Below are 23428 nucleotides of genomic sequence, written 5' to 3' on the forward strand. Positions count from 1 at the left end.
GTTGGAGGACTTGAATCGATGATGAGACGCCGAGACTTTCTTCGCGCCACGCTGGTGACCGCTGGTTCGGTGGTCGTGCCGACGGCATGCTCCGATGATGGGGACGCCATCGGCACATGCGACGTGCACGAGGATGAGGGGTTCTTCCCGCAGTCGGTGGCCTCCGGCGATCCGCGGCCCGATAGCGTCGTGCTGTGGACCCGGCTCATCGATAGAAAGCAGCCGCAGTCGGATCTCAACCTGGCGCTCGTGGTCGCGCTCGACGAGGGGTTCACGCAGCTCGTGGTGCTCACACCGAGCTCCGACAACGTGGCCACGGCGGGGTCGGGCAGCACGCAGCTCCGCGTGACCGCCCGGGCGGACTTCGATCACTGCGTCAAGGTCAAGGTGAGCGGCCTGAGCCCCGGCACCACGTACTATTACCGCTTCTACTACATGACAGGAGAAGGCTGCGTCAGCTCGCGCGTCGGGCGGACGCGGACGGCGCCCGCGCAGGGCGCGGACGTGCCGGTGCGCTTCGCCTTCGTGTCCGGCCAGGACTACATCGGTCGCTACTACAACGCTTATGTGGCCCTGGCGAAAGAGGAGCTCGACTTCGTCGTCCACCTCGGGGGCTACATCCACGAGACGACCGGGAACCCGAGCCTCCAGGCCCCCCCGGGGCAGCGCGGCATCTCCTTCTCCGACGTGGACGGCGCCATCGCGTTCCAGCCGGCGGAGGGCGCGGCCTACCACGCCGCCAAGTCGCTCAGCAATTACCGGGAGCTCTACAAGACGTACCGGTCCGACCGGGCGCTGCAGCGGGTACACGAGCTCTTTCCCATGATCGCAGTCTGGGCCGATCACGAGTTCTCCGACGATAGCCACGGCGCGACGGCGGCCTATCTGGACGGCCGGGAGCCGGAGACGGACGAGCACCGGCGCAAGGCGGCGAACCAGGCCTGGTTCGAGTACATGCCGGCCGAATACCCGAATGATCCGAAGGGCGACGAGTTCCGCTACGACGGAGCGGTCGCGTACCCGGACGATATCACCATCTACCGGGACTTCCCGTTCGGGAAGCACGTCCACCTCGTGATGACGGATCTCCGCTCCTACCGCGCGGATCACCTGATCCCGGAGGACGCCTTCCCGGGAAAGGTCGTCGTTCAGCAGGTGGAGCTCGGGGCGAGCTTGACCGACTTGCTGCCTTATACGAGCCGCTACATCCCGGACATCAACGGCGGCAGCTGGGTTGACTACAAGGGGGCGCTGGATGATGCTGCGGCCCTGTTCGGATTCGACCCGAACCTCGGTTTCGCTGAAGGCGAGCTCCGCCCCGTCAGCGCCAAGGTCGTCAACGAGATCGTCACGAAGCTGAACGAGCAGAGGCCCGAGGCCCCGCCGGTGGCCATCATCAGCGCGATCGAGATGAGCTTCATGGACGCCGGGTTCGCCTACGCCGATCTCGGAAAGACGGACTATTACAGCGCATTCGGGTCGCGTTACCTCGTCGTCAAGGAATCCTTCGACCCGTTCTCGAGGATCGCTGTCGAGGCCGACGTGGCGCGCGGGGTCGTCATGGGAGACGCGCAGAGAGCCTGGTTCCAGAAGACGATGGAGGAGTCTCAGAGCACCTGGAAGGTATGGGGGAACGAATACCCTCTGTCACAGCTCGTCCTCGCCCACACCACGCAACCCGCGGAGCCCGAGCAGGAGGAGCTCACCCGGCACTTCTACCTGAGCTGCGACGGCTGGGACGGCTTCCGCAAGGAACGGGACGAGCTCATCGGGATGCTCGCCGCGGTCGAGGGCAACGTGGTGTCGATCACCGGCGATCTCGGCGCCTTCCTCGCAGGGACGGCCGCCGTGGAGGGCGCCACGGCCAAGATCGTGGAGTTCGGCGGCGCCGCGATCTCGTCGGCCACGTGCCGCTCGGTGCTGACGAAGCGGCTGGCGAGCCATCCGACGCTAAAAGACGTCGCGGAGGCGGAGAACTTCGACATCGACGACAGCATGCAGAAGGCCAATCCCTACCTCGCCTTCAGCAACGCCACGAGCAACGGGTTCTGTATCGTCGAGGCGAATGCCGACGAGTTCGTCGTGAGCATGCACATGATCCCCGAAGACGCGCTCGCCGCCCCCCTGTACGACGAGACCGGCGCGGCGGCGCTCGACGAGCAGATCACGATCGCGCGGTACAAGACGAAGGCGGCCGAGTCCGAGCTGTACTTGGAGGACCAGGGCACCTGGACGCAGTGGATCCCGCGCACCGCAAGCTAGGACGCAGGATCGATCGACCGAGCTGGGCGGCCAGCGCTGCCGCCCCGCTCTAGCGCGCCAGCATCACCACGGTGCCGTCACGGCAGGCGATCGCCATCCGCTCCTCGCCGGCAGGGATGACGGCGACCGGCGCGGAGCAGACGCGCTCGGCCGCGATGGAGACATTGCCGTCCGCCTCGACGACGCCGGCGCGCCCGCCCGCGCGCACGAAGCCGACGCGTCCGGTGCGATCGATCACCACCGGCGGGCTCGGCTTCGCGTCCACCGGGCCGAAGAAGCCGGAGAGCCCGGCGTCGGCGGGTGGGGACCCCGGAGGCCTGTCGATCGCGACCCGGAACGCCAGATCGCCCGACGCGTTGACCCCGAGGAGCAGGCCGGTCGTGGACAGGACCACCGCCAGGCCCCCGGCGCCGATGGCGGGCGGCCCGTCGAGCGCGCTGAAGGCGGCGCCGGCGCGGACCCCGGCGGTCCCTGTCGGCAAATCCAGCGCGACAAGGCGGCGGGCGTCGACGACAGCGAGCAGCGTGCGGGCGTCGGCGAGGGCCGCGCCGCGGCGAGGCACGCCGCCGAGAGAGCCGAGCCGCCTCGGCGCGCCGGGCGGACGCCAGGTCAGCACCGCGCCCGACTCGGTGGTCACGAGCGTGCCTTCAGGGCCCGCGAGCAAGGCGCCCGTCGCGCGATCCGCGATCTCGGCGCGGGCGCGCACGGTCCCGTCCGCGGCGAGCTCGACAAGGGAGCGCCCCAGGGCCGCCACGAGCCCGCCGTCGTCGAGCGCGAGGGGCGTCACGTCGGCGTCGCGCCCCCGGAGACCGAGGGGGACGGCGAAGCGCACGCTCCCCGCAGGCGTGAGCCCGACGGCGACGCCGGACGAGGTGATCAGCGCGAGGGTGCCGTCGCTCGTGAGCACGGCGGGCGCGAGCGGCGCGCTGTCCCCGATGCGCACGCGCCAGCGCTCCCGGCCGTCCGCGCCAAGCTTGACGACCTCGGGGACCGTCAGCGTGAGGAGGAGATCGCCCGCGGCGTCCACGAGCGGCGCAGCGTCGATCCCGCCGCGGAGCTGCTTTCGCCACGCCTCGCGCGCCGGGAAGGGCAGCCGCGCGGCGGAGCGGCCCGTGCGGCGCGCGTCGAGCCGCTCGCTCGGGGCGAAGCCGCGGGGCGCGCCGACCACGATCGTGTGCGGCCGGCTCGTGTCGACGGCGTCGGCGAAGGCGAGCGGCGCCGCAGCGGAGAGCAGGAGCGCGGCCGCGGCGAGGCCCGCCGTCCGGGCGCGACGCGGGCTTCGCGGGCTGGGCGACGTGGTGCGCGCGGCGCTCATCGGCCGCCCTTCACGGTGAACTCGACCTGCACCTCGGGGATCTCGGCGCCGCCCGGCGCGACGAACGGCGGCGCGACGCTGCCGTAGGCGGTGAGGATGTCCCCGCGCTGGGCGGGGTTGTCGGCGCCATGGACGAGGCGGACCTTGCACGCCTCCGGAGAGCGCGGCGCGGCGCCCGCGCTCGCGGCGGCCGCGCCGCCCTCCTTGCAGCCGGACGCGGGCGGGATCGAGAGCAGGATCAGCGTCGCGTATCCCTGCCGGCGCACCTCGAGGGCCTCGCCGGTCAGCGCGATCGGCTTGCCGATGGAGTCCTTCCCGCCGGCGGCGAGCTCGGCGTACCCGATCGGGCCGCGGCCGGCGAACTCCTTCGCGGCGGTGTCGAGGCGGTCGACGCGGCGCACCGCGAGCTTCGCGATGCGCGGCGCCATCCCCTGCATCTTCGCGCGCACCTCGAACTGGGTCGCGCCCACGGACGAGACGTTCATCACGTGCGCGAAGGTGCCGTCGGGGCGGACCGCGATCGGGTGCGCGCCGGCGAAGATCTGCGCGCCGCGGGCCGTGCGCCCGGCGAGCACGAAGCTCTCCTTGTCGATGACCACGCTCGGGCCGGGCGACTCGATGGTGAGCGGGACGATGCCGACCGCGACGCTCACCATGCCCTGCTCGCGCGGGCCGTCGGGCGGCGTGACGGTGTACGGTACCTGCCGGGTGAGCGTCCTCGTCTCGTCCGAGGGCCCCGTGACCGCGTCGGTGACGTCGATCGACTCGATGGCCCGGCCGCTCGTGAGCGCGACCTCCTTGCCGTCGAGGAGCACCTGCGTGCCCTTGCTCGCCTCGACAACGACCTGGATCGAGGGCCGCTCCCCTTGCAGCGTGCCGAGGTCCGGCCGGATCCGGTAGGCGACGTGGATGGAGACGCCGACCGTCTCGTCGCGCCCGCTGCCGGGGCGGTCGATGGCGACCTTCATCCGGTTTTCGCCGACGGAGAGCGGGCTCGCGAGCGGGATCTGCGCGACGCGGCCGGCGGTGGTCGCGCGCCCCTCGCCGATGGAGACCGCGGTGCCGTCAGGACAGCTGTCGCACCGGAGCTCGATGACCTCGCGGCCGCCGGCGTCGGCGCGGGCGCGTGCGGTCACCGGGGGCGCGCTCGGCCAGAGGAGCGCGAACAGGACCGCGCCGAGCGCGAGCACGCCGCCAGCGACGACGACGGCGACGGCCCGGCGCGACGTGCGCGGGCGCCTCTCGCCCTTCGGCGGCGGGAGCCGCTGCTTCAGGCGATGGGGGCGCATGAGCGCCGGGTTCTGCAGCGGAGGGGCGCGGAAGCGCGCCGGCGCGATCGTGGCGCCGAGCTCGCCGGCCGGCTGGTAGCGCGCGTCGAGCTCGGGATCGGGCTCGGGGTCGGCCGGGGCGCCGGGCGCGAGCGGCGCGATGCCCGGCCGGGCGACGCCGACCAGCGTCCGCGACACGGCGGGCAGCGGCACCGGAGCGCGCGGCGCCCCGAGGCCCGGGCCGATCGGCACGGTGTGGTCAAGGCGCAGCTCGCCCGGCGCCGCGTGGAGCGGTGAGGCCGGCGCTGCATGGAGCGGCGCGGACGGCGCTGCATGGAGCGGCGCGGTCGGCGCTGCGTGCGCGTCGAGGCGCGCTCCTGGGGCCACGGATGCCGGGGTCCCGACGACGAGCGTGCCCCCGGCCAGGCGCGGATCGGCCTGCGCTTGCGCTGGCGCCGCCCCGAAGATCGCGGCGGGCATGCCGACGATCGTGCGCGAGGCGGCGGCCGGCCCGCCGGCCATGGGCGGCAGCGCGGCCTGGCCGGGGCCCGCGCCGCCCGGCACGGCGGGGGCGGACGGCGTCTGTCGGAGCAGGTCGGGGAGCGTGACGCCGACCATGGTGCGGGCCGCGGGCTTCATGCCGTAGTAGCCGGCCGCTCCGCCCGGCGGCGCGAGCGCGGCGCCGCAGTGCGGGCACGCGATCGAGCCCTCGGGTACGGGTCTCCCGCAGTGCGGGCAATGCATGGCGCCATGGTAGCGAGGAACCGCGGCGCGGTCAGGCTCCGGGCGCTGCGGCCGGCGCGCGGCGCCTCCCCGGCGGCCGGAAATGCCGGCAAAACGTGCGAGAGGCGCGCGAGGACGCCCCCCCGCAGCGCCGGAGCGGGCGCACAGCGCAACAGTTGGCCCTGACGTGGCAGGTGGGCTAACGCGGGACGTATGCTCGCGAAGCGCATCATCCCGTGCCTCGACGTCAAGGACGGCCGCGTCGTGAAGGGCGTCCGCTTTGTGGGGCTGCGGGACGCCGGCGATCCCGTCGAGGCCGCCCGCCGTTACGACGCCGAGGGTGCGGACGAGATCACGTTCCTCGACATCACCGCGTCGCACGAGAAGCGCGGCATCATCCTCGACGTCGTGGCGCGCACGGCGGAGGTGCTGTTCACGCCGCTGACGGTCGGAGGCGGCGTCAAGTCCGAGCAGGACATCAAGGCGCTCCTCGACGCGGGTGCGGACAAGGTCGCGATCAACACGGCCGCCGTCAACGATCCCGACCTCGTGCGGCGCGCCGCGGACCGCTGGGGTGCGCAGGCGATCGTCGTGGCGATCGACGCGCGCCGGATCGCGGATCCCTCGCGCGTGGCCTGGACGGTGGTGACCCACGGCGGCCGTCGGGACACGGGGCGCGACGCGGTCGCGTGGGCCGAGGAGATCGCGCGGGCGGGCGCGGGCGAGCTGCTCGTCACGAGCATGGACCGCGACGGCACGCGGGACGGCTACGACCTCCTGCTGACCGCCGCCATCGCGCGGGCCGTGCCGGTCCCGGTGATCGCCTCGGGCGGCGTCGGGACGCTGGATCACCTGCGCGCCGGCCTCGTCGAGGGCGGCGCCGACGCCGCGCTCGCCGCGTCGATCTTCCACGACGCCGAGTACACGATCGGCGAAGCGAAGGCGTACCTCGAGGCGGCGGGGGTGCCGGTCAGGCCGGCGCGCGCGGGCGGGCCGGGCGACGCGGCGGGCCGGGGGCGCTCGTGAGCGCTTGCGTCACCCTGGAGGAGGTCGTCGCGGCGGCGCACGCGCGGAGCGCCTCGCTGGTGCCGGAGACCTCGGGTTACCTCGCGCTCGCCGTCAGCGACGCGACGTCGCGCCTGCCCCTCAGGCTCGACGATCGCGCGGTGCTGCTCACGACCGAGGGCACCGTCACGGTGCGCACGCGCGGCGAGGCGGTGGCGCCGGCCGAGGCGGCGCGGCTGCTGCGCGACCTGCTCGCCCGGCTCCTCGCCGCGTCCGCCGGCAGCATGCCCAACCTCACGGCGACGGCGCGCCCGCGCCCCGCGCACGAGCAGGACCCGGAAGCCGTCGCGCGGGAGCTCGAGGCCGCGCTGATCCCGGTGAACCGCAACGCCGCCCGGCGGGCGCTGGCGCGGCTCGCCCGTGAGACGCTGCGCGCCAAGGAGGCCGGCCGGCTGAGGCGCCCGCGCCCGGAGGTCCAGGCGAAGCCTGCGGCGCCGGAAGCGGACGAGATGCGGCCGCCGCCGCAAGCGGAGCAAACGCGGCGCGATGCGACCGCCGCTTCCCCGCGCAGCGACGCCCCCGCTGCTCCGCGCTGCGACGCCCCCGCTGCCGCGCGCAGCGACGCCCCCGCTGCTCCGCGCTGCGACGCCCCCGCTGCCCCGCTGCCGAATCCCATCGTGGAGCTCACGTTCAGCCCCGGCCCGGTCGCACCTGCGGTCGTGGAGCTCACGCTCAGCCCCGGGCTCGTCGCGTGTGCCATCGCCGGGGTGGCGCCCCCGGCGCCTGCGAGCGCAGGCGATGCTGCCGGTGCGGTAGCTGTCGAGCCGTGTCCCGAGAACCCATCGGCGCCTGCGCACGCCAGCGAGCAGGTCGAGGTGCTGCCGGAGCCCACGCCGACCGTCGTGCAGGCGGTGGTTGAGATCCATGAGGCCGCAGCGCCGGCCGAGATCCCGGCCATCCCGGAGCTCATCGAGCCTGCTCGGACGATCGCGCCGGTGGCGCCGCTCGCGCGCGCGGCGGCGGAGATCGCTCCTGAAGAAGCGCGGCCCATGCCCGCGCCGTCGCTCGTCGCCTGCGGCCCCTCTGCCTGCAGCGAAGCGCTCACGAGCCCCGAGGGGATCGAGGTGCTCCTCGTCGACTTTTCCCCGGCTCCTCCCGGCGTCGCGCTGTCTTCCCGGGAGCCGACACCGACCCAGTCGATCCTCGTCGAGTTCTCCCCGGATCCCGCCGACGTCGCGCCGCTCTCGCAGGAGCCGACGCCGACCGTGGCCACGGCCGTCTGGGAGGAGAAAGAGGCGGCCGACGGGGCCGAGCTCTCCCCCGTGGCAGACGCTCCTGCCAGCGTGACCGAGGTCCCGGAGTCCATCGAGACGTCGCGCGCGCCTGCCATCCATTTCATGGCGGCGGACGCGGCGCTCCAGGTCACACCGGCCTATGGCGCCTGGCCGCTCGTCCGTCGGGCGGACCTCGCCGTGTCCGCGGTTCCTCGAGCGGCCGTCGCGCCGTTCGACGAGACGCCAGCGGCGCGTCACACGCTGCCCTGGCCCCTTCCGGCGCAGCGCAACGACGACGCTCCGGCTGCGCCGCTCCCGCCGGCTCCGGCCGCGCCGATCGAGGCCTTGCTCGCGGCGGAGGCCGACGGTCCGGAAACCGCGCACGCCGGCACGCCCCCCGCGGACGCAGCTCCCCAGGAACTGCCCGCTGAAGCAGCAGCTCCCGAGGAACCGCGCGCCGATCTGGCTCCCGAGCAGCCGCCCGCGGACATAGCTCCCGAGCAGGCGCCTGCTGTTCTCGCTCCCGAGGAACTGCCCGTGGACGCAGCTCCCGAGCAGCCGCCCGCGGACATAGCTCCCGAGCAGGCGCCTGCTGTTCTCGCTCCCGAGGAACCGCCCGCAGACGCAGCAGCTCCCGAGCTGCCGCCTGCCGATCTCGCTCCCGAGGAACTGCCCGTGGACGCAGCAGCTCCCGAGCTGCCGCCCGCTGACCTGGCGCCCCCGGATGCAGCATCAGCGCAGCCTCCCGTCGACGCAGAGCCGGAAGAGACGCCGTGCCCGGCGGAGCTCGGTCCCATCGACGCGATCGTGTGGAACGCCTCGCGGCGATCGCGGAGCGCGCGCCCGCCCGCGGATGGCGTCGGTGCAGGCGCTTCCCGGGTCGACGAGCTCGTCGCGCGCTTCGTCGCGCAGTCCGAGCACAGCGCGCAGCGCCGCGCGGCGCGCAGCATGAAGGCGCTCGCTGGCCTCGACCTCACCCTCACGCCGCCGCCGGTCGCTGCTGTCTCCGGCACCTCCGCGCGCGCCATCCCCGGCGCGCGCCCGCCGCTCGCCGGCGCGCTGCGCCCCGTTGCATCCGAGCGCGCCACGCCCGGATCCGCTCCGGTCGCCCCGATGGACGACGGCAGCAGGCCGCCTGTGCCGCTGGTGGCCCCGCGCCGGCGAGGTCTGTCCTTGTGGCTCGCGCTCCTCGCGCTCGCCCTGCTCTGCGCCGGGCTCGCTGGAACGCTGCGGCCGGAGGTCTTCGCCTCGCTGACGGAGCCGCTCGCACGGGGAGCGCTCCAGATCGTCCCGCGCGCCGAGGCGAGGGCGCCCTCCCCTCACGATTGACGTTGCCCCGGGGGAGCGACGACACTCGTCGCCATGCAAGAGCAGAGCATGGCGGTCGTGAAGTCGCTCGTGAGCGTGGCGTGGGCGGACGGCGAGTTCCACGAGGCCGAGCGCGAGATGGTGGAGGGGCTGATCGCGGCGTTCGAGGCGAACGAGGACCAGGCGAAGGAGATCCGCGCCTACGCCTCCCAGCGAAGGACCCTGGACGACGTGCCGCTCGGCGAGCTCGGCGGCGACGACCGCCGCGCGCTATTGCAGCACGCCGTGCTGCTCACGTTCGTCGACGGCGAGCAGCACGACGCGGAGAAGCAGTACATCGCCGCGCTGAGCAAGAAGCTTGAGCTCCCCGAGCCGGAGTCCGCGGAGATCATCCAGGCGGCCGAGGCCCGCGCCCGACGCCTCCTGACCTTGCTCTGACGCAGCCTGCGCGGCGCCCGAACGCCGCTGGCCCGGCCGCCGCCGGGACTCCCGCTGCGATCTCGGCCGGCCGCCCTCTCCGGCCGGTCGGCCGCGCTCCGCCGTGCTCCGCAAGGAAACCGACCCCAGGCGGAGTCGCTTCGCCGCCATGCGCCGCGCGGTCATGGATCGCCGAGCAGGCTGCCCGCGCGCGAGGTGCCCCAGACAGCGTCGCGCGGCGCAATGCGGGCATCTTCAAAGGCGCGCCACACGCCGCGCTCCCCTACCCCAAGCGCCATCCCCACACCTTCAGCTCCAGGCGGCATTTCCAGCAAGGAAAGGCCTTGGCGGGATAGCGACAGCAGAATCTCTTGACAGCGTGGACGTCATGCAAGATCATATCCAACAAAGATAACGACTTTCATTTTCATGTTCATGAAGGGATTGCCGACCATGCCTGTGAAGAGAACCTGGTTGTCCGCGCAGCGGACCGTGCTCGCGACGTTCGGACTTTCCTGGTGCGTGCTGCTCGGCGGAGTGGCCGCGTGCGGAGACGACTCCGGCGACTCGGCGAACTCCGGGGGCGGCGGCGCCGGCGGCGCTCCCTCGACGAGCAGCAGCGGCGGCGGCGGCGCCGGCGAGGGCGGCGGCACCGGCGGCAGCGACACAGGCGGCGGCGGCGCCGGCGAGGGCGGCGGCACTGGCGGCAGCGACACCGGCGGCGGCGGCGCCGGCGAGGGCGGCGGCACTGGCGGCAGCGGCACCGGCGGCAGCGACACAGGCGGCGGCGCTGGCGAGGGCGGCGGCGCTGGCGGCAGCGACACCGGCGGCGGCGGCGCCGGCGAGGGCGGCGGCACCGGCGGCAGCGACACCGGCGAGGAGCCTTGGTCGACCGGATTCGCAGGGGTCGTGGCGCTCGACGAAGCCGCGGACGACCGCTTCTGGGCCGTCGCGTTCGACGCCGAGTCCAGAGCTTACGCTGCCGGGCACGTGGCCGTGGCGGGCGACACGTACATGGCGGTGGCGCGCTTCAAGACCGATGGCTCGTTCGACACGACCTTCGGCACGAACGGGGTCGCGAGGGTCAACGTGGTCGCAGGCAAGACCACGGAGACCGCGCGCGGCATCGTCCTGCAGTCGGACGGGAAGGTCGTGCTCGCCGGCCAGGTCGAGCACGACCCGAGCGCCACGCCGTCGGACGCGGATCTCGCGGTCGTGCGGTTCAACACCGACGGCACGCTGGATACGACGTTCGGCACCGAGGGCATCGCCATCCACGATCTCGGCGTCGGCGAGGGCAACACGGGCGATCTGCTCTGGGGCGTCGACCGCGACGCGAGCGATCGGCTGGTCCTCTTCGCCAGCAGGAAGGCGGCGGCTCGCGCCGATCGGGATCGCGCGATCGTGCGGCTCACCGCGAACGGCGCCCTGGACACCACGTTCGCGACGGAGGGCGTCCACACGCTCGACGTCGACGGGCTGAACCTGGGCGACAACCCGCGCAACGGGTTCGTGCAGGCCGACGGCAAGATCTTCTCTTCCGGCTACACGAGCGTGGGCGGCAGGAACCAGATCGTGCTGCTGCGGCTCAACGCGGACGGCACCCCGGATACGACCTTCTCGTCGGACGGCGTCGTGAGGCTCGCGCCGTTCCCGCTCGGCATGGCCGAGGCCTACGGCGCGGCTCGCCAGTCGGACGGCAAGTACGTGACCACCGGCTACGGGCGCTCCGCGGAGAGCGGGCCCGTGGATCTCGTGTCCTTCCGCGTCACGGCCACGGGCGGATTCGACTCCTCCTGGGGCGTGGCCGGCGGCGTCCTGCTCGACGTGGCCGGCGACGACGACCGCGGGCGCAACCTCCTCGCCCTGCCCGACGATCGCGTCGTGATGGTCGGGAGCGCCACCCCCGCGACGGGCAACATCGACGGGATGATCGCCCTGTTCGACAAGAACGGCGCGCTGGACACGCGCTTCGATCCGAACGGATACCGGCGCTACAGCTTCGATCGCCCCGATGACTCGCTCTTCGGCGTCGCGCTGTCGCCGAACGGCGCGTGGCTCGCGGCCGCCGGGTACCGGTCCGACGGCAACGGTCCCGAGGACGACGACGCGACGCTGGTCCTGCTGCCGGTCCCGGCGCAGAGGGACTGACGCTCACACGACCGACGCGCGCCGGGAGGCGCCCCCCCGCCGCGCCGTGCTGACAGGCGGGGGAGCGCTCCCTGCGTGTTGACGGGCAGGGCACGACGGACGATTCTCGCGCGAAACGAGCTCGGGGCCGCCGCGACGCCGGCGGGCCCCGGGCGAGCGCCCGTATCTCGGAGAGGCAGCATGAACAGCGTGAGGCCGACAATGAACCGCGCCCGGAGCGAGAGGGCGGGCCGCCGCTTCTCGACAGCGCTCCTGCTGTCGCTCGTCGGCGTCGCCGCGGCCGCCGGGTGCCGCAAGCCGCCCCCGGACGAGGTGGTCTATACGGGCCAGGGCGCGGGGCCCGGCGTCGCGCAGCCGCCAGGCAGCGGCGGGTCCGCGCCCGTGCCTTCGACCGGGAGCGGCGCCACGAGCACCACGGCGGCCTCCTCCGCGATCGCCACGACCGCTGGCGCCGGGAGCGCCAGCGGCGCGGGGGGCGCCGGGGGCGGCGAACCGGTCCCCGGCGACGTGTGTCCCCCGGTCCCCGTCGCGGAAGGCCCCTTCAGCAAGGCCAAGCTGATCACCGCAGCGGCGGACTGCGCGCTGAACCGCGCCTGCGAGTTCGAGGCGCAGGCGCGCGCGCTGCACGAGAGCGCCGCGGCCCTCGCCCGCGGCCCGGGCGAGCCGAGCGCCGCCGCCGCGCGCGGCGCCTGGCTCGCCGCCATGGCGGTCGGGCAGGAGGTGGAGCTCTTCCGCTTCGGCCCCGCGGCGAGCTCCACGCAGCCCGGAGGACAGGACCTCCGGGATCAGATCTACTCCTGGCCCCTCGTGAGCCGGTGCAAGGTCGAGGAGCAGATCGTGAGCCGCGCCTATGCGCAGCCGAGCTTCTCCTCGTCGCTCATCAACGGGCGCGGCCTCGCGGCGCTCGAGTACCTCGTCTTCTACGGCGGCGGCGACAACGCCTGCTCGCAGTACTCGCCCATCAACGCGAACCGCACGTGGGCGGCGCTCGCCGCGGGAGAGCTCGCGCAGCGCAAGGCCGATTACGCCGCCGCGGCGGCGGCGGACGTGCTCGCCCAGGCGGGCGCGCTCGCGCGCGCATGGGCGCCCGAGGCGGGGAGCTTCCGGGAGAAGCTCACCCAGGCCGGCCAGGGGAGCCCCGTCTTCGCGACCGAGCAGGACGCGCTCAACGCGGTGAGCGACGCGATGTTTTATGTCGAGAAGGAGCTGAAGGACTGGAAGCTCGGGCGCCCGCTCGGCTTCACCGAGGACTGCGTCACGCCCACCTGCCCGGAGGCGCTCGAGTCCCGCTTCGCCCTGGCCTCGGCGGCGCACATCCGGGCCAACCTGCGCGGCTTCCGGCGCCTGTTCCAGGGCTGCGGCGAGGGCGGCGAGGGCGTCGGGTTCGACGACTGGCTGCGCGCGGTCGACTCCGCCGATCTCGCCGATCGCATGCTGGCGGCGCTGTCGGGAGCCCAGTCGGCCGTGGACGCGCTCGACCTGCCGCTGGAGCAGGCGCTCTCGACCGACCGGGCGAAGGTCGAGTCGGTCTACACCGCCGTGAAGGCCCTGACGGACCTGCTCAAGACGGAGTTCGTCAGCGCGCTGAACCTCGAGCTGCCCCAGTCGTCGGAAGGTGACAACGACTGAGCCCCCTGGCCGCGCGGGCCCCCCGGGGCTCGCGGCGGCGTGGTCGCGCGCGGCTGCGGCGCTGCATCGAGCGCTGTTTCGCCCGATCGACATCGCCTGGCTCGCGGCGTTCCGCGCCCTGTTCGGGCTCACGATGTGCGTGAGCATGGCGCGCTTCATCGCGTATGGCTGGATCGACGAGTTCTTCGTCAAGCCGGGCTTTCACTTCAAGTACTGGGGCCTCGCGTGGGTCGAGCCGCTCTCGCCGGCCGGGATGCACGCCCTGTTCTGGGCGCTCGCGGCGCTCGCCCTGGCGCTCGCCCTCGGCTTCATGTTCCGCGTCGCGGCGCCCCTGTTCGTCGTCGGCTTCACCTACCTGCAGGTCATCGACGTCACGACGTACCTCAACCACTACTACCTGGCGAGCCTGCTGGGCCTGTTGCTCGCGGCGTCGCCGGCGCACCGCGCCTGGTCCATCGACGCGCTGCTCTCGCGGCGCAGCGAGCGCTCCGTCTCCGCTGCGTGGCTCTACCTGCTGCGCTTCCAGGTCGGCGTCGTGTACACGTTCGCGGGGCTCGCCAAGGCCCACGCCGACTGGCTCCTGCACGCGCAGCCGCTCCGCATCTGGCTCGGCTCGCGCACGGACATGGCGGTCCTCGGCCCGCTCTTCACGCACCCGTGGGCCGCGCCGCTCATGAGCTGGGCGGGCTTCCTGTTCGACACCAGCATCGTCTGGCTGCTCCTCTGCCGGAGGCTCCGCCCCTTCGCGTACGCCGCGGTGATCCTGTTCCACGTCGTCACGCGCGCGCTGTTTCCGATCGGGATGTTCCCGGTGATCATGGTCCTCTCCGCGCTCGTGTTCTTCCCCCCGGAGTGGCCCCGGCGGGTCCTCTCCCGGCTCCGAGCGCGCGCGCTCCCCGCCCGCGGCGGCGCCGGCGCGCCGCAAGCGCCGCAAGCGCCGCAAGCGCCGCAAGCGCCTACAGACGAACCTGCCCTCCCCCCGGCGGCGCCGCCCTCGCGATCGCTGCGCGCCCTCGGGCTCGCGCTGGGCGCCGCGTACTGCGCGGTTCAGCTCGCGATGCCGCTCCGCTTCCTGGCGTACGGCGGCAACGTGCGCTGGCACGAGCAGGGGATGCGCTTCTCCTGGCGCGTGATGGTGCGCGAGAAGAACGGGAGCGTCACTTTCATCGTCCGCAGCAGGCAGACCGGCCGGACATGGCATGTGAGCCCGCGGGAGTACCTGACGCGCCTGCAGGAGCGCGAGATGGCGGGCCAGCCCGATCTCATCCTGCAGCTCTCCCGTCACATCCGCGAGGACTTCGAGCGCCGCGGCCGCGGGCCGGTGGAGGTGCGCGCCGACGCCCTCGTCTCGCTCAACGGCCGCCGGATCGCGCGCCTCATCGATCCCGGCGTCGATCTCGCCGCGGTCCGCGACGGCCTCGGCCCGGCGCCCTACATCCTTCCAGCTCCAGAGGGGCCTCCCCCCCACATCCGCCCCCTCTGATCGACGCGCGCGTCCACGTCGGGCTCCACGCGCGACTCAACGTCGGACGCCAGGTCAGAACGACGCCTTGGCCCCGATCTGGATCCAGCGCGGCGCGTTCGGCCGGGCGCCGAAGGGCCGGCGCGACACGATGTACTGGGAGCCGAGGAGGTTCCGCGCGTTCGCGTAGAGCACGAGCGGCCCGACGACACGCACCCTGGCGCTCGCGTCGAAGAGGAGCTGCTCGTCGGTGGCGAGCGCCCGGGACATGGGCTCGCTGCCGGCCTTCTCCCGCATGGCCGACACGTAGGTGGCGCCCACGGCGACGCCGGCGCGCTCGTGCTCGACCCCGACCGAGAGGCTCGCCTGGTGCCGCGGGACATAAGGCATCTCGTCCCCCTTCACGACGCGGCCGAAGATGGGGTCGTCCGAGGCGAAGCTCGAGAGGAACTCGGTCCGGGTGAGCGTGTAGGCCGCGGTGATCGGCAGCTTGAGCTGGCCGAGCGGGACCTCGTGCTCCGCATACGCCTCGATGCCGTAGATCCGGGCCTCGCCCGCGTCGTACTGGCGATCGAGATCCGCGTCGAGACAGCCGCTGGAGAGCGTGCAGACATCCGTGATGTTCGAGTAATCGTTGAAGTAGCCGATGATCTCCGCACGCAGCGGCCCGTCGGCGAAGCGAGCGCCGCCCTCGTAGTTCACGCTGAGCTCGGGCTCGACATGCTCGTCGCTCCCCGGGGCCGGGGGGCTGAATCCTCGGTAGGCCCCGGCCAGGAGGCCGAGCGCCTCGGTGATCGCAAGGTAGGCGCCGGCGCCTGGCAGGAGCGCCTGCGCGAGCCGCGTTTGCTCGCTCCCGGCCGCGCGATCCACGAGGGCAGAGCGCATGAGCTCGATCCGGACGCCGGGCGTCACCGTGAGCGCTCTCCAGGTGATCGCGTCGCTCGCGTGGAGCGCGACCGCCTCGGTCCATGCCTCGTTGAACTGGGTCACGACGGTCGGTCCGCCGTCCGGCACGAGCGCGCCGCCGAGCACGAGAAACCCGTTCTCGCTGTGGCGGCGCTCGACCCGATCGTGGTGCAGGCGCAGGCCGTACTCGACGCGGTGCGAGACGGGCCCCGTGGTGACATTCCAGCGGACGCGGGTCTCCACGCCTTGCGCGACGAAGTCGCGCTCGTTGGGGCCGATGAGCAGCGCCTCGCCCGGCGTCGAGCTGTCGAGCTGCCCGGTCAGCACGGCGTAGTACACAGCGTTCTGCGGCGTGTCCGGGGCGGCGAGCACGTCGAACAGGTTGGCCCCGCGGAAGCCGTTCACCTTGCGCCACACGCGCGAGAAGTCGTTCCGGTACACGGTCGTCGTCACCGACAGGTCGCGCGACGGCTCGAGCACGTGGGTCACGGCGACAGCGGTGCGGTGGTTGCGCATGCGGTCGAGCGCGGTCACCCCGTAACGGCGGAGCGGGTTCTCCTCGAAGTCCTCGTCCGTGATGCCGAGGTACGTCTCGTTGGAGAGCTCTTCCGAGTAGGTGAGCTTGAGGCGGAGCTCGTTCTTGATGCGGGCGGCCGGGTCGACGAGGTAACTGCCCTTGACCATCACCTCGTTGCGGTAAAACCCTGTGTCCGCGCCGCTCGGGAGCTCCTTGAAGCCGTCGCTCCGCAGGTGCACACCCTCGACGAGGAAGTCCATCTGCCCGTCGCTCGTCCCGAGATAGGCGTGCGCCTTGCCGTAGCCGTACTGGCCCAGCGCGAGATCGAGCGCGCCCGACGCGAGCGACGGGGCGGAGCGGGTGACGAGATCCACGGTGCCCCCCACGGTCTGCGGGCCATAGGCGATGGCGCCCGGCCCCTTGATCACGCGCACGTTCGACATGCGGGTGATGAGCGGGAAGTAATAAGCGGCTGGCGCGGAGTACGGCGCAGGAGAGATGGGGACGCCATCCTCCATGAGCGTCACCTTCTTGCTGCGATCGGGGTTGACGCCGCGAACACCGATGTTCGGCCGCAGGCCCAGCCCGTCTTCACCCCTCACGTACACGCCGGGAACGCTGACCAGCACGGCGTGGGGATCGTCGTGCTCGAAGCGCTCGAGCTGGCGGCTCTTGATCACATGAGCCGAGCCCGCGGTCCGCGTCACGCGCGTGCCCGCGACCGTCACCTCCACCGGCGCATCGCCGGCAGGCGCCGCCTGCGCCGGTGCAGCGCCTTCATGGTTCACCGCCGGCGCGCCGCCGGAGGGTGCCGCCGGCCCACCGCCGGGAGCAGCCGCCGGCGCTGGCGCAGCAGCGTCCTGGTCCCCTGCCGGCGCATCGCCGGCAGGCGCTGCCGGCGCATCACCGGGAGGCGCCGCCGGCGCATCACCGGGAGGCGTCGCCGGCGCATCGCCGGGAGGCGCCGGCGGCGCCGGTGCAGGTGCGTCCCGGCCCGCCGGCGGCGCTCCCGTGCCCGGAGGCGCTCCAGGCATCGCTGGATCCCCCGGGGCATCCGCGCTCGGTTCAGGAGACTGCGCATGAGCGACCCCGGCCACGGTGATCAGAAGCACGGGAACAGCGAGCCCGAGACGGGCCCGGAAGGGACGGGTCTGCGTTGACATGTAATATATATTACTAATTCACCGAATCGCACCGCATCGCGAGCTCGGTGGGCTCACGGCGTGTCGAACTCGCGGTCATCAGGGGCCTACTACAAATGAAAGTCAACATCGAGTAGCCCTTGAACAGCGCAGGCCGACGTGCGCTCACGCGAGACGGCAGCGCAGACGACAGGGAGCGTGCACCGCCGTCCGCGCAGCCACAGAAGGTCTCCGCCGGTCCGAGAGAGGCCGCCTCGTTCTCAGGCCCAGGAGCGCGTTCGGAATGGAAGAGGGCGGGCGTCTCGTCGACGACACGCCTCCGATGGGCTGCCCGGCAGGGCCGAGGCTTCCACGCGATGTTGCCGCGCCGTCGCGACCACGTCGCTCCTTCAGCGCATCTTCCCGCCGCTCGGACCGCCCCGGAGCGTTCGTCGTCGAGGAGTGCTCATGAATTACGACATCGGCATGATCTGCCCAGCCTGCGGCTGCGTCACCATCTTCCAGGCCGGCACCACCACCCCGCGGCGATGCGCGCGCTGCCACGACATGGACGCGGAGGCTCCGCTCCCGCCGCCAGCGTACGAGCGGCCGACATTCGCCGGCGGGCGCAGCCGGAGGCCCGAGGCCGCGCAGCTCGACTGGATGGAATGATCAGACCGGCGCGCCGAGCTGCCGAAGGAGCTCCCGCACCACCCCGCAAGCGCAGTGCTCCCGGTAGGCGCGCGTCGAGCGCACGTCGTCGATGGGCGAGATGTCCTGCGCGACCGCCGCGTCGATCTCCGCCGCGGTGAGCTCGGCGAGCGGACGGGACATGCAGAGCGCGCGCACGCTCGGCAGGAGCGCCGTCGTCGGCGCGACCGACGCCATCCCCAGCCCGAGCCGCGCGGCGCGCCCGGATCGCACCTCGGCCACGCCCGCGAGCGCGACCTTCGAGATCGCCTGCGCCCGTCGCGCGCCGATCTTCCGCCAGTACCAGGGCGACCCGGGCGCCGGCAACGCGATCTCCACAGAGACGATCACCTCGTCCGGCGCGCGCGACGTGCGCTTGTAGCCCGTCTGCAGGGCGCCCATCGGGATGCGCCGCTCCCCGCGGACGCTCTGCACCACGACGGTCGCGTCGTAGGCGGCGAGCGCGGCGACGCCGTCGGCGGCCGGCGACGCCGTGGCCAGGTTGCCGCCGAGCGTGCCGCGCGCCTGGATCTGCACCGCGCCCACGTCGCGGCTCATCCGCGCGAGGAGCGGCGCCCTCGCGGCGATCGCGTCGCTCCGGAGCATCTCCAGGTAGGTCGTCGCGGCGCCGACCCGGAGCGTGTCGCCGGAGAGCGAGATGCCTCGCAGCTCCGAGAGCCGGGACACGTCGACGACGAGCGGCGCCGCCGGGCTCCCTGCCGCGACCTCGAGCGGAGGCCTGAGCTCCTGCTCGACGACCCAGTCGGTGCCGCCGGCCAGGAGCGTGACCGGCGCGCCCAGCGCGGCCCGCTCCGCCACGATCTCGCACAGCGGACCGAGCCCGGCGACGCGCCGCATCTCGAACAGGCGCAGATCGGCGAGGCTCACGGCGCCGCCCCTCCCCCGCCGCGGCGCAGCGCGGCGGCTGCGCGGACGCTCTCGACGATCCGCTGGTACCCGGTGCAGCGGCACAGGTTGCCAGCGAGCGCCTCGCGCACCTCGAGCTCCGACGGATCCGGGCTCCGCGCGAGCAGCGCCTCCGCCGAGAGGAGCATGCCCGGCGTGCAGATCCCGCACTGCGCGCCCCCCTCCTCGACGAAGCAGCGCTGCAGCGGCGACAGGTGTCCGGCGCAGGCGAGGCCCTCGACCGTCGTCACGTGCCGCCCCTCGCACTGCCCGATCGCGACGAGGCAAGCGTTCACGGGGTCGCCGTCGAGCAGCACCGTGCACGCGCCGCACTCGCCCTCCGCGCACCCCTCCTTCGTGCCCGTGAGCCCGAGCGGCCCCCGGAGCGCGTCGAGCAGCCGCGAGAGCGGCGGCAGATCGACCTCGCGCGGCGAGCCGTTGACGACGAGCGATACCTTCATAGACGCTCCCCTCTCCCCGCCAAATGGCGTGACGCCGCGGCGCCCCGCGCCGCCTCGAGCAAACGCTCCGGCGTGAGCGGCAGCGCGCACGCGGCGATCCCCGTCGCGTGCTCGACCGCCGCGGCCACGGCGGGCGCGCCGCCATCCATCGGCATCTCGCCGATGCCCTTGGCCCCGCCGCCTGGACCGAACGGGAACGGCTCCTCGACGAGCACGACATGGAACGGCGGCGCGTCGAGCGACGTCGGGATGATGTAGTTGGTCATCCGCGGGTTCTTGATCTTGCCGCCCTGCCAGACGATCTCCTCGGAGAGCGCCCAGCCGATCGCCTGGAGGCTGCCGCCCTCGATCTGCCCCTTGCACATCACCGGGTGGATCGCCTTGCCCACGTCGGTGGCCGACCAGAAGTCGACGACCGTCACCTCGAAGGTGTCGAGGTCCACCTCGACCTCGGCCACGTCGCACGCCCAGCCGAAGCACGGGTAAGCGTCTCCCTTGTACGCCTCGTCGTCCCAGCGCACGTAGCCCGGCGGCTCGTACTGCTTAAGCGACGTCACCTGGCCCTCGCGCGCCAGCAGCCGATCGGCCGCCTCCTCGAAGCTCAGCGCCGCCGGCGCCGACGCCTGCTCCGCGCGCACGCGGCTCGCCAGCTCCCGCGCCGCGGCCTCGACGATCGAGCCGACCACCATCACCGTGCGCGACGCCACCGTGGGGCCCGAGTCGGGCACCGTCGTCGTGCACGGCACCGCGAACTCGACCCGATCGAGCGGCAGCCCCGCCGCGTCCGCGGCGATCTGCCGGAACACCGTCTCCGTCCCCTGGCCGATGTCCGTCGACGCCGTGCGGATGCGGAGCCGCCCGCCGGGCGCGAGATCCAGCGCGACCTTTCCCTTGTAGTAGCGCTCCCCCGACCCGGTGAAGCCCGCGCCGTGCATGAACACCGAGAGCCCGATCCCGCGGGCCACGCGCCCGCGGACGACCGGCCCGGCCGCGCGCTTCTGCCGGTAACCGCTCGCCGCGATCGCCCGCGTGATGCACTCCTCGCCCGCGACGCTCACGCGGAGCACCTGCCCCGTCGCTGTCGAGTCGCCGGGGCGAAGCACGTTCTTCGCCTTCAGATCGAGCGGATCGCAGCCGAGCTCCCGCGCGACACGGTCGAGGTGCCGCTCGATCGCCCAGATCGTCTGCGGCGCGCCGAAGCCGCGGAAGGCGCCGTTCGGGGGCGTGTTCGTGGCCACGGCGGTCGCCTCGATCCACACGTCGTCCCAGCGGTAGGCGCCCGCGGCGTGGAGCGCGCCGCGCGACAGGACCACCTGCGTCAGCGTCGCGTACGCGCCGCCGTCCATGAGGATCCGGATCTTCAGCGCGCGCAGCGCGCCGTCGCGATCGCAGCCGCTCGTGATCTCGCAGGACGCCGGGTGGCGCTTCGTCGTCGCCTCGATGTCCTCCGTCCGGTCGTAGATCATGCGCACCGGGCGGCCGCTCTTCCTCGCGAGCAGCGCCGCGTGGAGCGCGATGATCGACGGGTACTCCTCCTTGCCCCCGAAGCCGCCCCCCGTCACCGACTGGGTGATGTGGATCCGATCGGGAGGGAGCCCGAACGCCTTCAGGAACGCCTTGTGGACGTAGAACGGGCACTGGATCGAGCCCGTCGCGTGCGCGCCGGCCTCGTCCCACCAGGCGATGACCCCCTGCGGCTCGATGTAGAGCTGCTCCTGGTGGTGCGAGGCGTACGTCCCGGTGACGACCACCTCGCAGCGCGCGAGCGCCGCGTCGATCGCGGCCTCGCTCGCCTCGCCGCGCTCCCGCGCGGCGTCGGCGCGCCCGTGCGTGATGAGGTACCGCTTGATGACGTTGTCCGTGCCCCAGAGGATCTCCCCACCATCGAGCGCGGCGCGCGCGTCGAGCACCGGCGGCAGCGGATCGATGTCGAGCGCGACGGCCTGGACCGCCCGCGCGAGCTTCAGCCGGTCCGCGCAGCCGAGCAGGACGATCGGCTCGTAGGCGTGGTTCACCTTTCCGGTCGCGAGGATCGGCTGATCGTCCAGGATCAGCGCGACCACGTTGACCGGGACATCCTCGGCGAGCACGACGGTGACGTCGCTCCAGTCGAACGCGGGGTCGAGCCGCACTCCCCGCAAGATCCCGCGGGGCACGGGGCTCCGCACGGTGCGCCCGAAGATCTCCCCCGGCATCGCCGGGATGTCGTCGACGTAGCGCGACGCCCCCGTGACCTTGGGAGGGCCGTCCGTACGGGGCACGCTGCTCCCCACGGTGCTCGCTGACGCTGGAGGGCTCGTCGCCATTCGTATGCTCCTCCTGACCGACGATAGCCCGGTCCCCGGGGACGCGTCGACCCGAGCGCGCCGCGGCGTGACCCGCGCAGGGGACGATCGCCGGCCGCCTTCAGGCGAGAAAGCGCGGCGGGCCCCCGAGCACGCGGAGCACGTCGACCGGCACATTCAGGTCGTGCAGCACCCCTGGATCGTCCACCTCCTCGTCGACGCACCTGTCGCCGAGCGCCCTCAGGTGATCCCGGAGCGGCGGTGGATCGGCCTCCAGGTAGCGCTGGAGCGCCTCGGTGCGCAGCACCACCGGGTGCCCGCCGCGGCCGAGGTGTCGCGGCCGCACCGCGAGCGGCGGCGTCGGCGTCGTCAAGCAGGCGCCCGCCTCGAGGCGGGCGAGCAGCCGCGCCACCGTCGCGGCGCGCGCGGGCGGCACGTCGACCGGCGTCACGATGACGGCGTCGGCGTCGCCGATGCGCGGCGTGGCGACGGCCAGCGAGCCCGCCGGCCCGAGGTCGTCCGGCGCGGACCACGAGACCAGGTCGATGCCCGGCTGCACATGGGCCAGCAGCGCGTGAAAGACGGAGCTGCGCACCACCACGAGCACCCGCGCGCTCTCGGCCGAGAGGCGGGCCTCCGCGTGCGCGATCGCCAGCGGCCGCTCGGCCCCGCCCTTCGTCGATGACGGCCACGCCAGGAGCGCCTTCGGCCCCCCGAGCCGCTTGCCCGCGCCCGCGGCGAGCACGATCGTGGTCACTCGATTCATCCAGCCTGCTCCTCTCCGGCGGACGTCGTGCCGGCCGATGACCATCGAGCGCGCTGCCGCCCCGCGCGCCACGCGACGAGCTCTGCGGCCAGGGCGACGCTGATCTCGGCCGGCGTGCGCGCCCCGATGTCGAGGCCGACCGGCATCCTGACCCGCGCGACGTCGCCCTCCGGCACCCCCCTCGCCTCGAGCCGCGCGCGCGTTCGCGCTGCCTTCGCGCGGCTCCCGACGCCGCCCACGTACCCGAAGCCGCGCGCGAGCGCCCACGCGAGCGCCTCTTGATCGAGGGCGTGGTCGTGCGTCATCACGAGCGCCGCCGCCTCGCCGAGCTCCCTCGGCAGGCCCGTCAGCACCTCCGGGTCGTCGTGCTCGGCGAGCACGAGCCGCACCTGCTCCCCGGGCGCCGGCGCGAGATCCCGCGGCGCATCGTCGTACGCCGACGGCGCGCGGGCGAGCGGCGCCGCCGCCGGCACGCGGGCGGGGTCGGCGGCGGCGGCGCGCGCATCGCAGAGGGTCACGCGGAAGCCCAGCGACGCGAGGAGCGGCGCGGCGAACGCGCCCACGTGCCCGGCGCCGATCACGAGGACGTGCACAGCGGGCAGCATCGGCTCGATGAGCACCTCGACCGAGCCGCCGCAGCACATGCCCAGCGTCGGGCCCAGGCGGAACGTCTCGAGCTTCGGCGCGCTGGCGAGCTCGTCGAGCGCGCGCCCCATGATGCCGAGCGCCGCCCGCTCGACGGCGCCGCCGCCGATCGTGCCGATCGCGGTGAGATCCTCGAACAGGCAGAGCTTCTGCCCCGGCGTCGACGGCGCCGAGCCGTGCCGCGCCACCACCGAGGCGAGCACCACCCGACGCCCCGCCTCGAGCGCGTCCAGGGCCGCCCGAAGCACGTCGTGCGGGAACGCCGTCCTCGGGATGACCTGGCTCAGATCCGGCATGGTTGAGACTCTAGCGACCCG

The 23428-nt window shown here is 73.4% G+C and carries 16 protein-coding genes; 8 read left to right on the forward strand and 8 right to left on the reverse strand.

The genetic code is table 11. The annotated features are described in order from the left end of the window. The first annotated feature begins 18 nt into the window (after nucleotides 1–18). Nucleotides 19–2262 carry an alkaline phosphatase D family protein gene (locus tag WME95_RS32630; RefSeq protein ID WP_437903264.1) on the forward strand — a complete coding sequence of 748 codons (2244 nt, stop codon included), beginning with the start codon at nucleotides 19–21 and terminating at the stop codon, nucleotides 2260–2262. Nucleotides 2263–2311: 49 nt separating this feature from the next. On the opposite strand, the gene WME95_RS32635 is transcribed toward WME95_RS32630, so the two are convergent. Next, nucleotides 2312–3577: a hypothetical protein gene (locus WME95_RS32635; RefSeq protein ID WP_437903265.1), complete on the reverse strand. Its 1266-nt coding sequence runs from the start codon at nucleotides 3575–3577 to the stop codon at nucleotides 2312–2314. Continuing rightward, nucleotides 3574–5589 (reverse strand): zinc-ribbon domain-containing protein, encoded by a 2016-nt coding sequence (locus WME95_RS32640; RefSeq protein ID WP_437903266.1) that lies wholly within the window; start codon nucleotides 5587–5589, stop codon nucleotides 3574–3576. The genes WME95_RS32635 and WME95_RS32640 overlap by 4 nt, the downstream gene beginning before the upstream one ends. 192 nt (nucleotides 5590–5781) lie before the next feature. On the opposite strand from WME95_RS32640, the gene hisF reads away from it, so the two are divergent. From hisF to WME95_RS32670, 6 genes are all read left to right on the forward strand, one after another. After that, a complete protein-coding gene (gene hisF, locus WME95_RS32645) occupies nucleotides 5782–6594 on the forward strand; it encodes an imidazole glycerol phosphate synthase subunit HisF (protein ID WP_437851199.1) in 813 nt (270 codons plus the stop codon). Continuing rightward, complete coding sequence (locus WME95_RS32650; protein ID WP_437903268.1) at nucleotides 6591–9176, forward strand: hypothetical protein; 2586 nt, start codon at nucleotides 6591–6593, stop codon at nucleotides 9174–9176. The genes hisF and WME95_RS32650 overlap by 4 nt, the downstream gene beginning before the upstream one ends. Nucleotides 9177–9209: 33 nt before the next feature. Next, a complete protein-coding gene (locus WME95_RS32655) occupies nucleotides 9210–9593 on the forward strand; it encodes a TerB family tellurite resistance protein (protein ID WP_437542893.1) in 384 nt (127 codons plus the stop codon). 432 nt (nucleotides 9594–10025) lie between these two features. Beyond that, a complete protein-coding gene (locus WME95_RS32660) occupies nucleotides 10026–11723 on the forward strand; it encodes a delta-60 repeat domain-containing protein (protein ID WP_437903269.1) in 1698 nt (565 codons plus the stop codon). Between the two features lie 180 nt (nucleotides 11724–11903). Continuing rightward, nucleotides 11904–13352 (forward strand): imelysin family protein, encoded by a 1449-nt coding sequence (locus tag WME95_RS32665; RefSeq protein ID WP_437903270.1) that lies wholly within the window; start codon nucleotides 11904–11906, stop codon nucleotides 13350–13352. After that, nucleotides 13339–14835 (forward strand): HTTM domain-containing protein, encoded by a 1497-nt coding sequence (locus WME95_RS32670; protein ID WP_437903271.1) that lies wholly within the window; start codon nucleotides 13339–13341, stop codon nucleotides 14833–14835. Before WME95_RS32665 ends, WME95_RS32670 begins: the two co-directional genes overlap by 14 nt. 54 nt (nucleotides 14836–14889) lie before the next feature. Here WME95_RS32670 and WME95_RS32675 read toward each other — a convergent pair whose 3' ends face one another. Next, complete coding sequence (locus WME95_RS32675; protein WP_437903272.1) at nucleotides 14890–17025, reverse strand: TonB-dependent receptor family protein; 2136 nt, start codon at nucleotides 17023–17025, stop codon at nucleotides 14890–14892. Between the two features lie 801 nt (nucleotides 17026–17826). Between WME95_RS32675 and WME95_RS32680 the strand changes: the two genes are divergently transcribed. Then, the gene (locus tag WME95_RS32680) at nucleotides 17827–18030 is read left to right on the forward strand and encodes a hypothetical protein (protein ID WP_437903273.1); all 204 of its coding nucleotides are present in this window, start codon (nucleotides 17827–17829) and stop codon (nucleotides 18028–18030) included. Here WME95_RS32680 and WME95_RS32685 read toward each other — a convergent pair whose 3' ends face one another. The 5 genes from WME95_RS32685 to WME95_RS32705 form a co-directional block, all read right to left on the reverse strand. Then, nucleotides 18031–18936 carry an FAD binding domain-containing protein gene (locus WME95_RS32685; protein WP_437903274.1) on the reverse strand — a complete coding sequence of 302 codons (906 nt, stop codon included), beginning with the start codon at nucleotides 18934–18936 and terminating at the stop codon, nucleotides 18031–18033. Beyond that, nucleotides 18933–19415, reverse strand: a complete 483-nt coding sequence (locus WME95_RS32690) for a (2Fe-2S)-binding protein (protein ID WP_012238522.1) — start codon at nucleotides 19413–19415, stop codon at nucleotides 18933–18935. The genes WME95_RS32685 and WME95_RS32690 overlap by 4 nt, the downstream gene beginning before the upstream one ends. Continuing rightward, nucleotides 19412–21721: a xanthine dehydrogenase family protein molybdopterin-binding subunit gene (locus WME95_RS32695; protein WP_437903275.1), complete on the reverse strand. Its 2310-nt coding sequence runs from the start codon at nucleotides 21719–21721 to the stop codon at nucleotides 19412–19414. The genes WME95_RS32690 and WME95_RS32695 overlap by 4 nt, the downstream gene beginning before the upstream one ends. Before the next feature lie 100 nt (nucleotides 21722–21821). Then, entirely contained in the window at nucleotides 21822–22466 is a 645-nt protein-coding gene (locus WME95_RS32700; RefSeq protein ID WP_437903276.1) for a nucleotidyltransferase family protein, read from the reverse strand. Next, complete coding sequence (locus WME95_RS32705; RefSeq protein ID WP_437903277.1) at nucleotides 22463–23407, reverse strand: XdhC family protein; 945 nt, start codon at nucleotides 23405–23407, stop codon at nucleotides 22463–22465. The genes WME95_RS32700 and WME95_RS32705 overlap by 4 nt, the downstream gene beginning before the upstream one ends. Nucleotides 23408–23428: the final 21 nt, after the last annotated feature.

The sequence above is a fragment of the Sorangium sp. So ce327 genome, from assembly GCF_051530205.1.
GTDB lineage: Bacteria > Myxococcota_A > Polyangia > Polyangiales > Polyangiaceae > Sorangium > Sorangium cellulosum_B.

What these genes read in the sequence shown, in the direction of transcription:
- WME95_RS32630 (WP_437903264.1), top strand. Translation starts at nt 19, where the DNA reads ATGATGAGACGCCGAGACTTTCTTCGCGCCACGCTGGTGACCGCTGGT.
- WME95_RS32635 (WP_437903265.1), bottom strand. Translation starts at nt 3,577, where the DNA reads ATGAGCGCCGCGCGCACCACGTCGCCCAGCCCGCGAAGCCCGCGTCGC.
- WME95_RS32640 (WP_437903266.1), bottom strand. Translation starts at nt 5,589, where the DNA reads ATGCATTGCCCGCACTGCGGGAGACCCGTACCCGAGGGCTCGATCGCG.
- hisF (WP_437851199.1), top strand. Translation starts at nt 5,782, where the DNA reads ATGCTCGCGAAGCGCATCATCCCGTGCCTCGACGTCAAGGACGGCCGC.
- WME95_RS32655 (WP_437542893.1), top strand. Translation starts at nt 9,210, where the DNA reads ATGCAAGAGCAGAGCATGGCGGTCGTGAAGTCGCTCGTGAGCGTGGCG.
- WME95_RS32660 (WP_437903269.1), top strand. Translation starts at nt 10,026, where the DNA reads ATGCCTGTGAAGAGAACCTGGTTGTCCGCGCAGCGGACCGTGCTCGCG.
- WME95_RS32665 (WP_437903270.1), top strand. Translation starts at nt 11,904, where the DNA reads ATGAACAGCGTGAGGCCGACAATGAACCGCGCCCGGAGCGAGAGGGCG.
- WME95_RS32680 (WP_437903273.1), top strand. Translation starts at nt 17,827, where the DNA reads ATGAATTACGACATCGGCATGATCTGCCCAGCCTGCGGCTGCGTCACC.
- WME95_RS32690 (WP_012238522.1), bottom strand. Translation starts at nt 19,415, where the DNA reads ATGAAGGTATCGCTCGTCGTCAACGGCTCGCCGCGCGAGGTCGATCTG.
- WME95_RS32695 (WP_437903275.1), bottom strand. Translation starts at nt 21,721, where the DNA reads ATGGCGACGAGCCCTCCAGCGTCAGCGAGCACCGTGGGGAGCAGCGTG.
- WME95_RS32700 (WP_437903276.1), bottom strand. Translation starts at nt 22,466, where the DNA reads ATGAATCGAGTGACCACGATCGTGCTCGCCGCGGGCGCGGGCAAGCGG.
- WME95_RS32705 (WP_437903277.1), bottom strand. Translation starts at nt 23,407, where the DNA reads ATGCCGGATCTGAGCCAGGTCATCCCGAGGACGGCGTTCCCGCACGAC.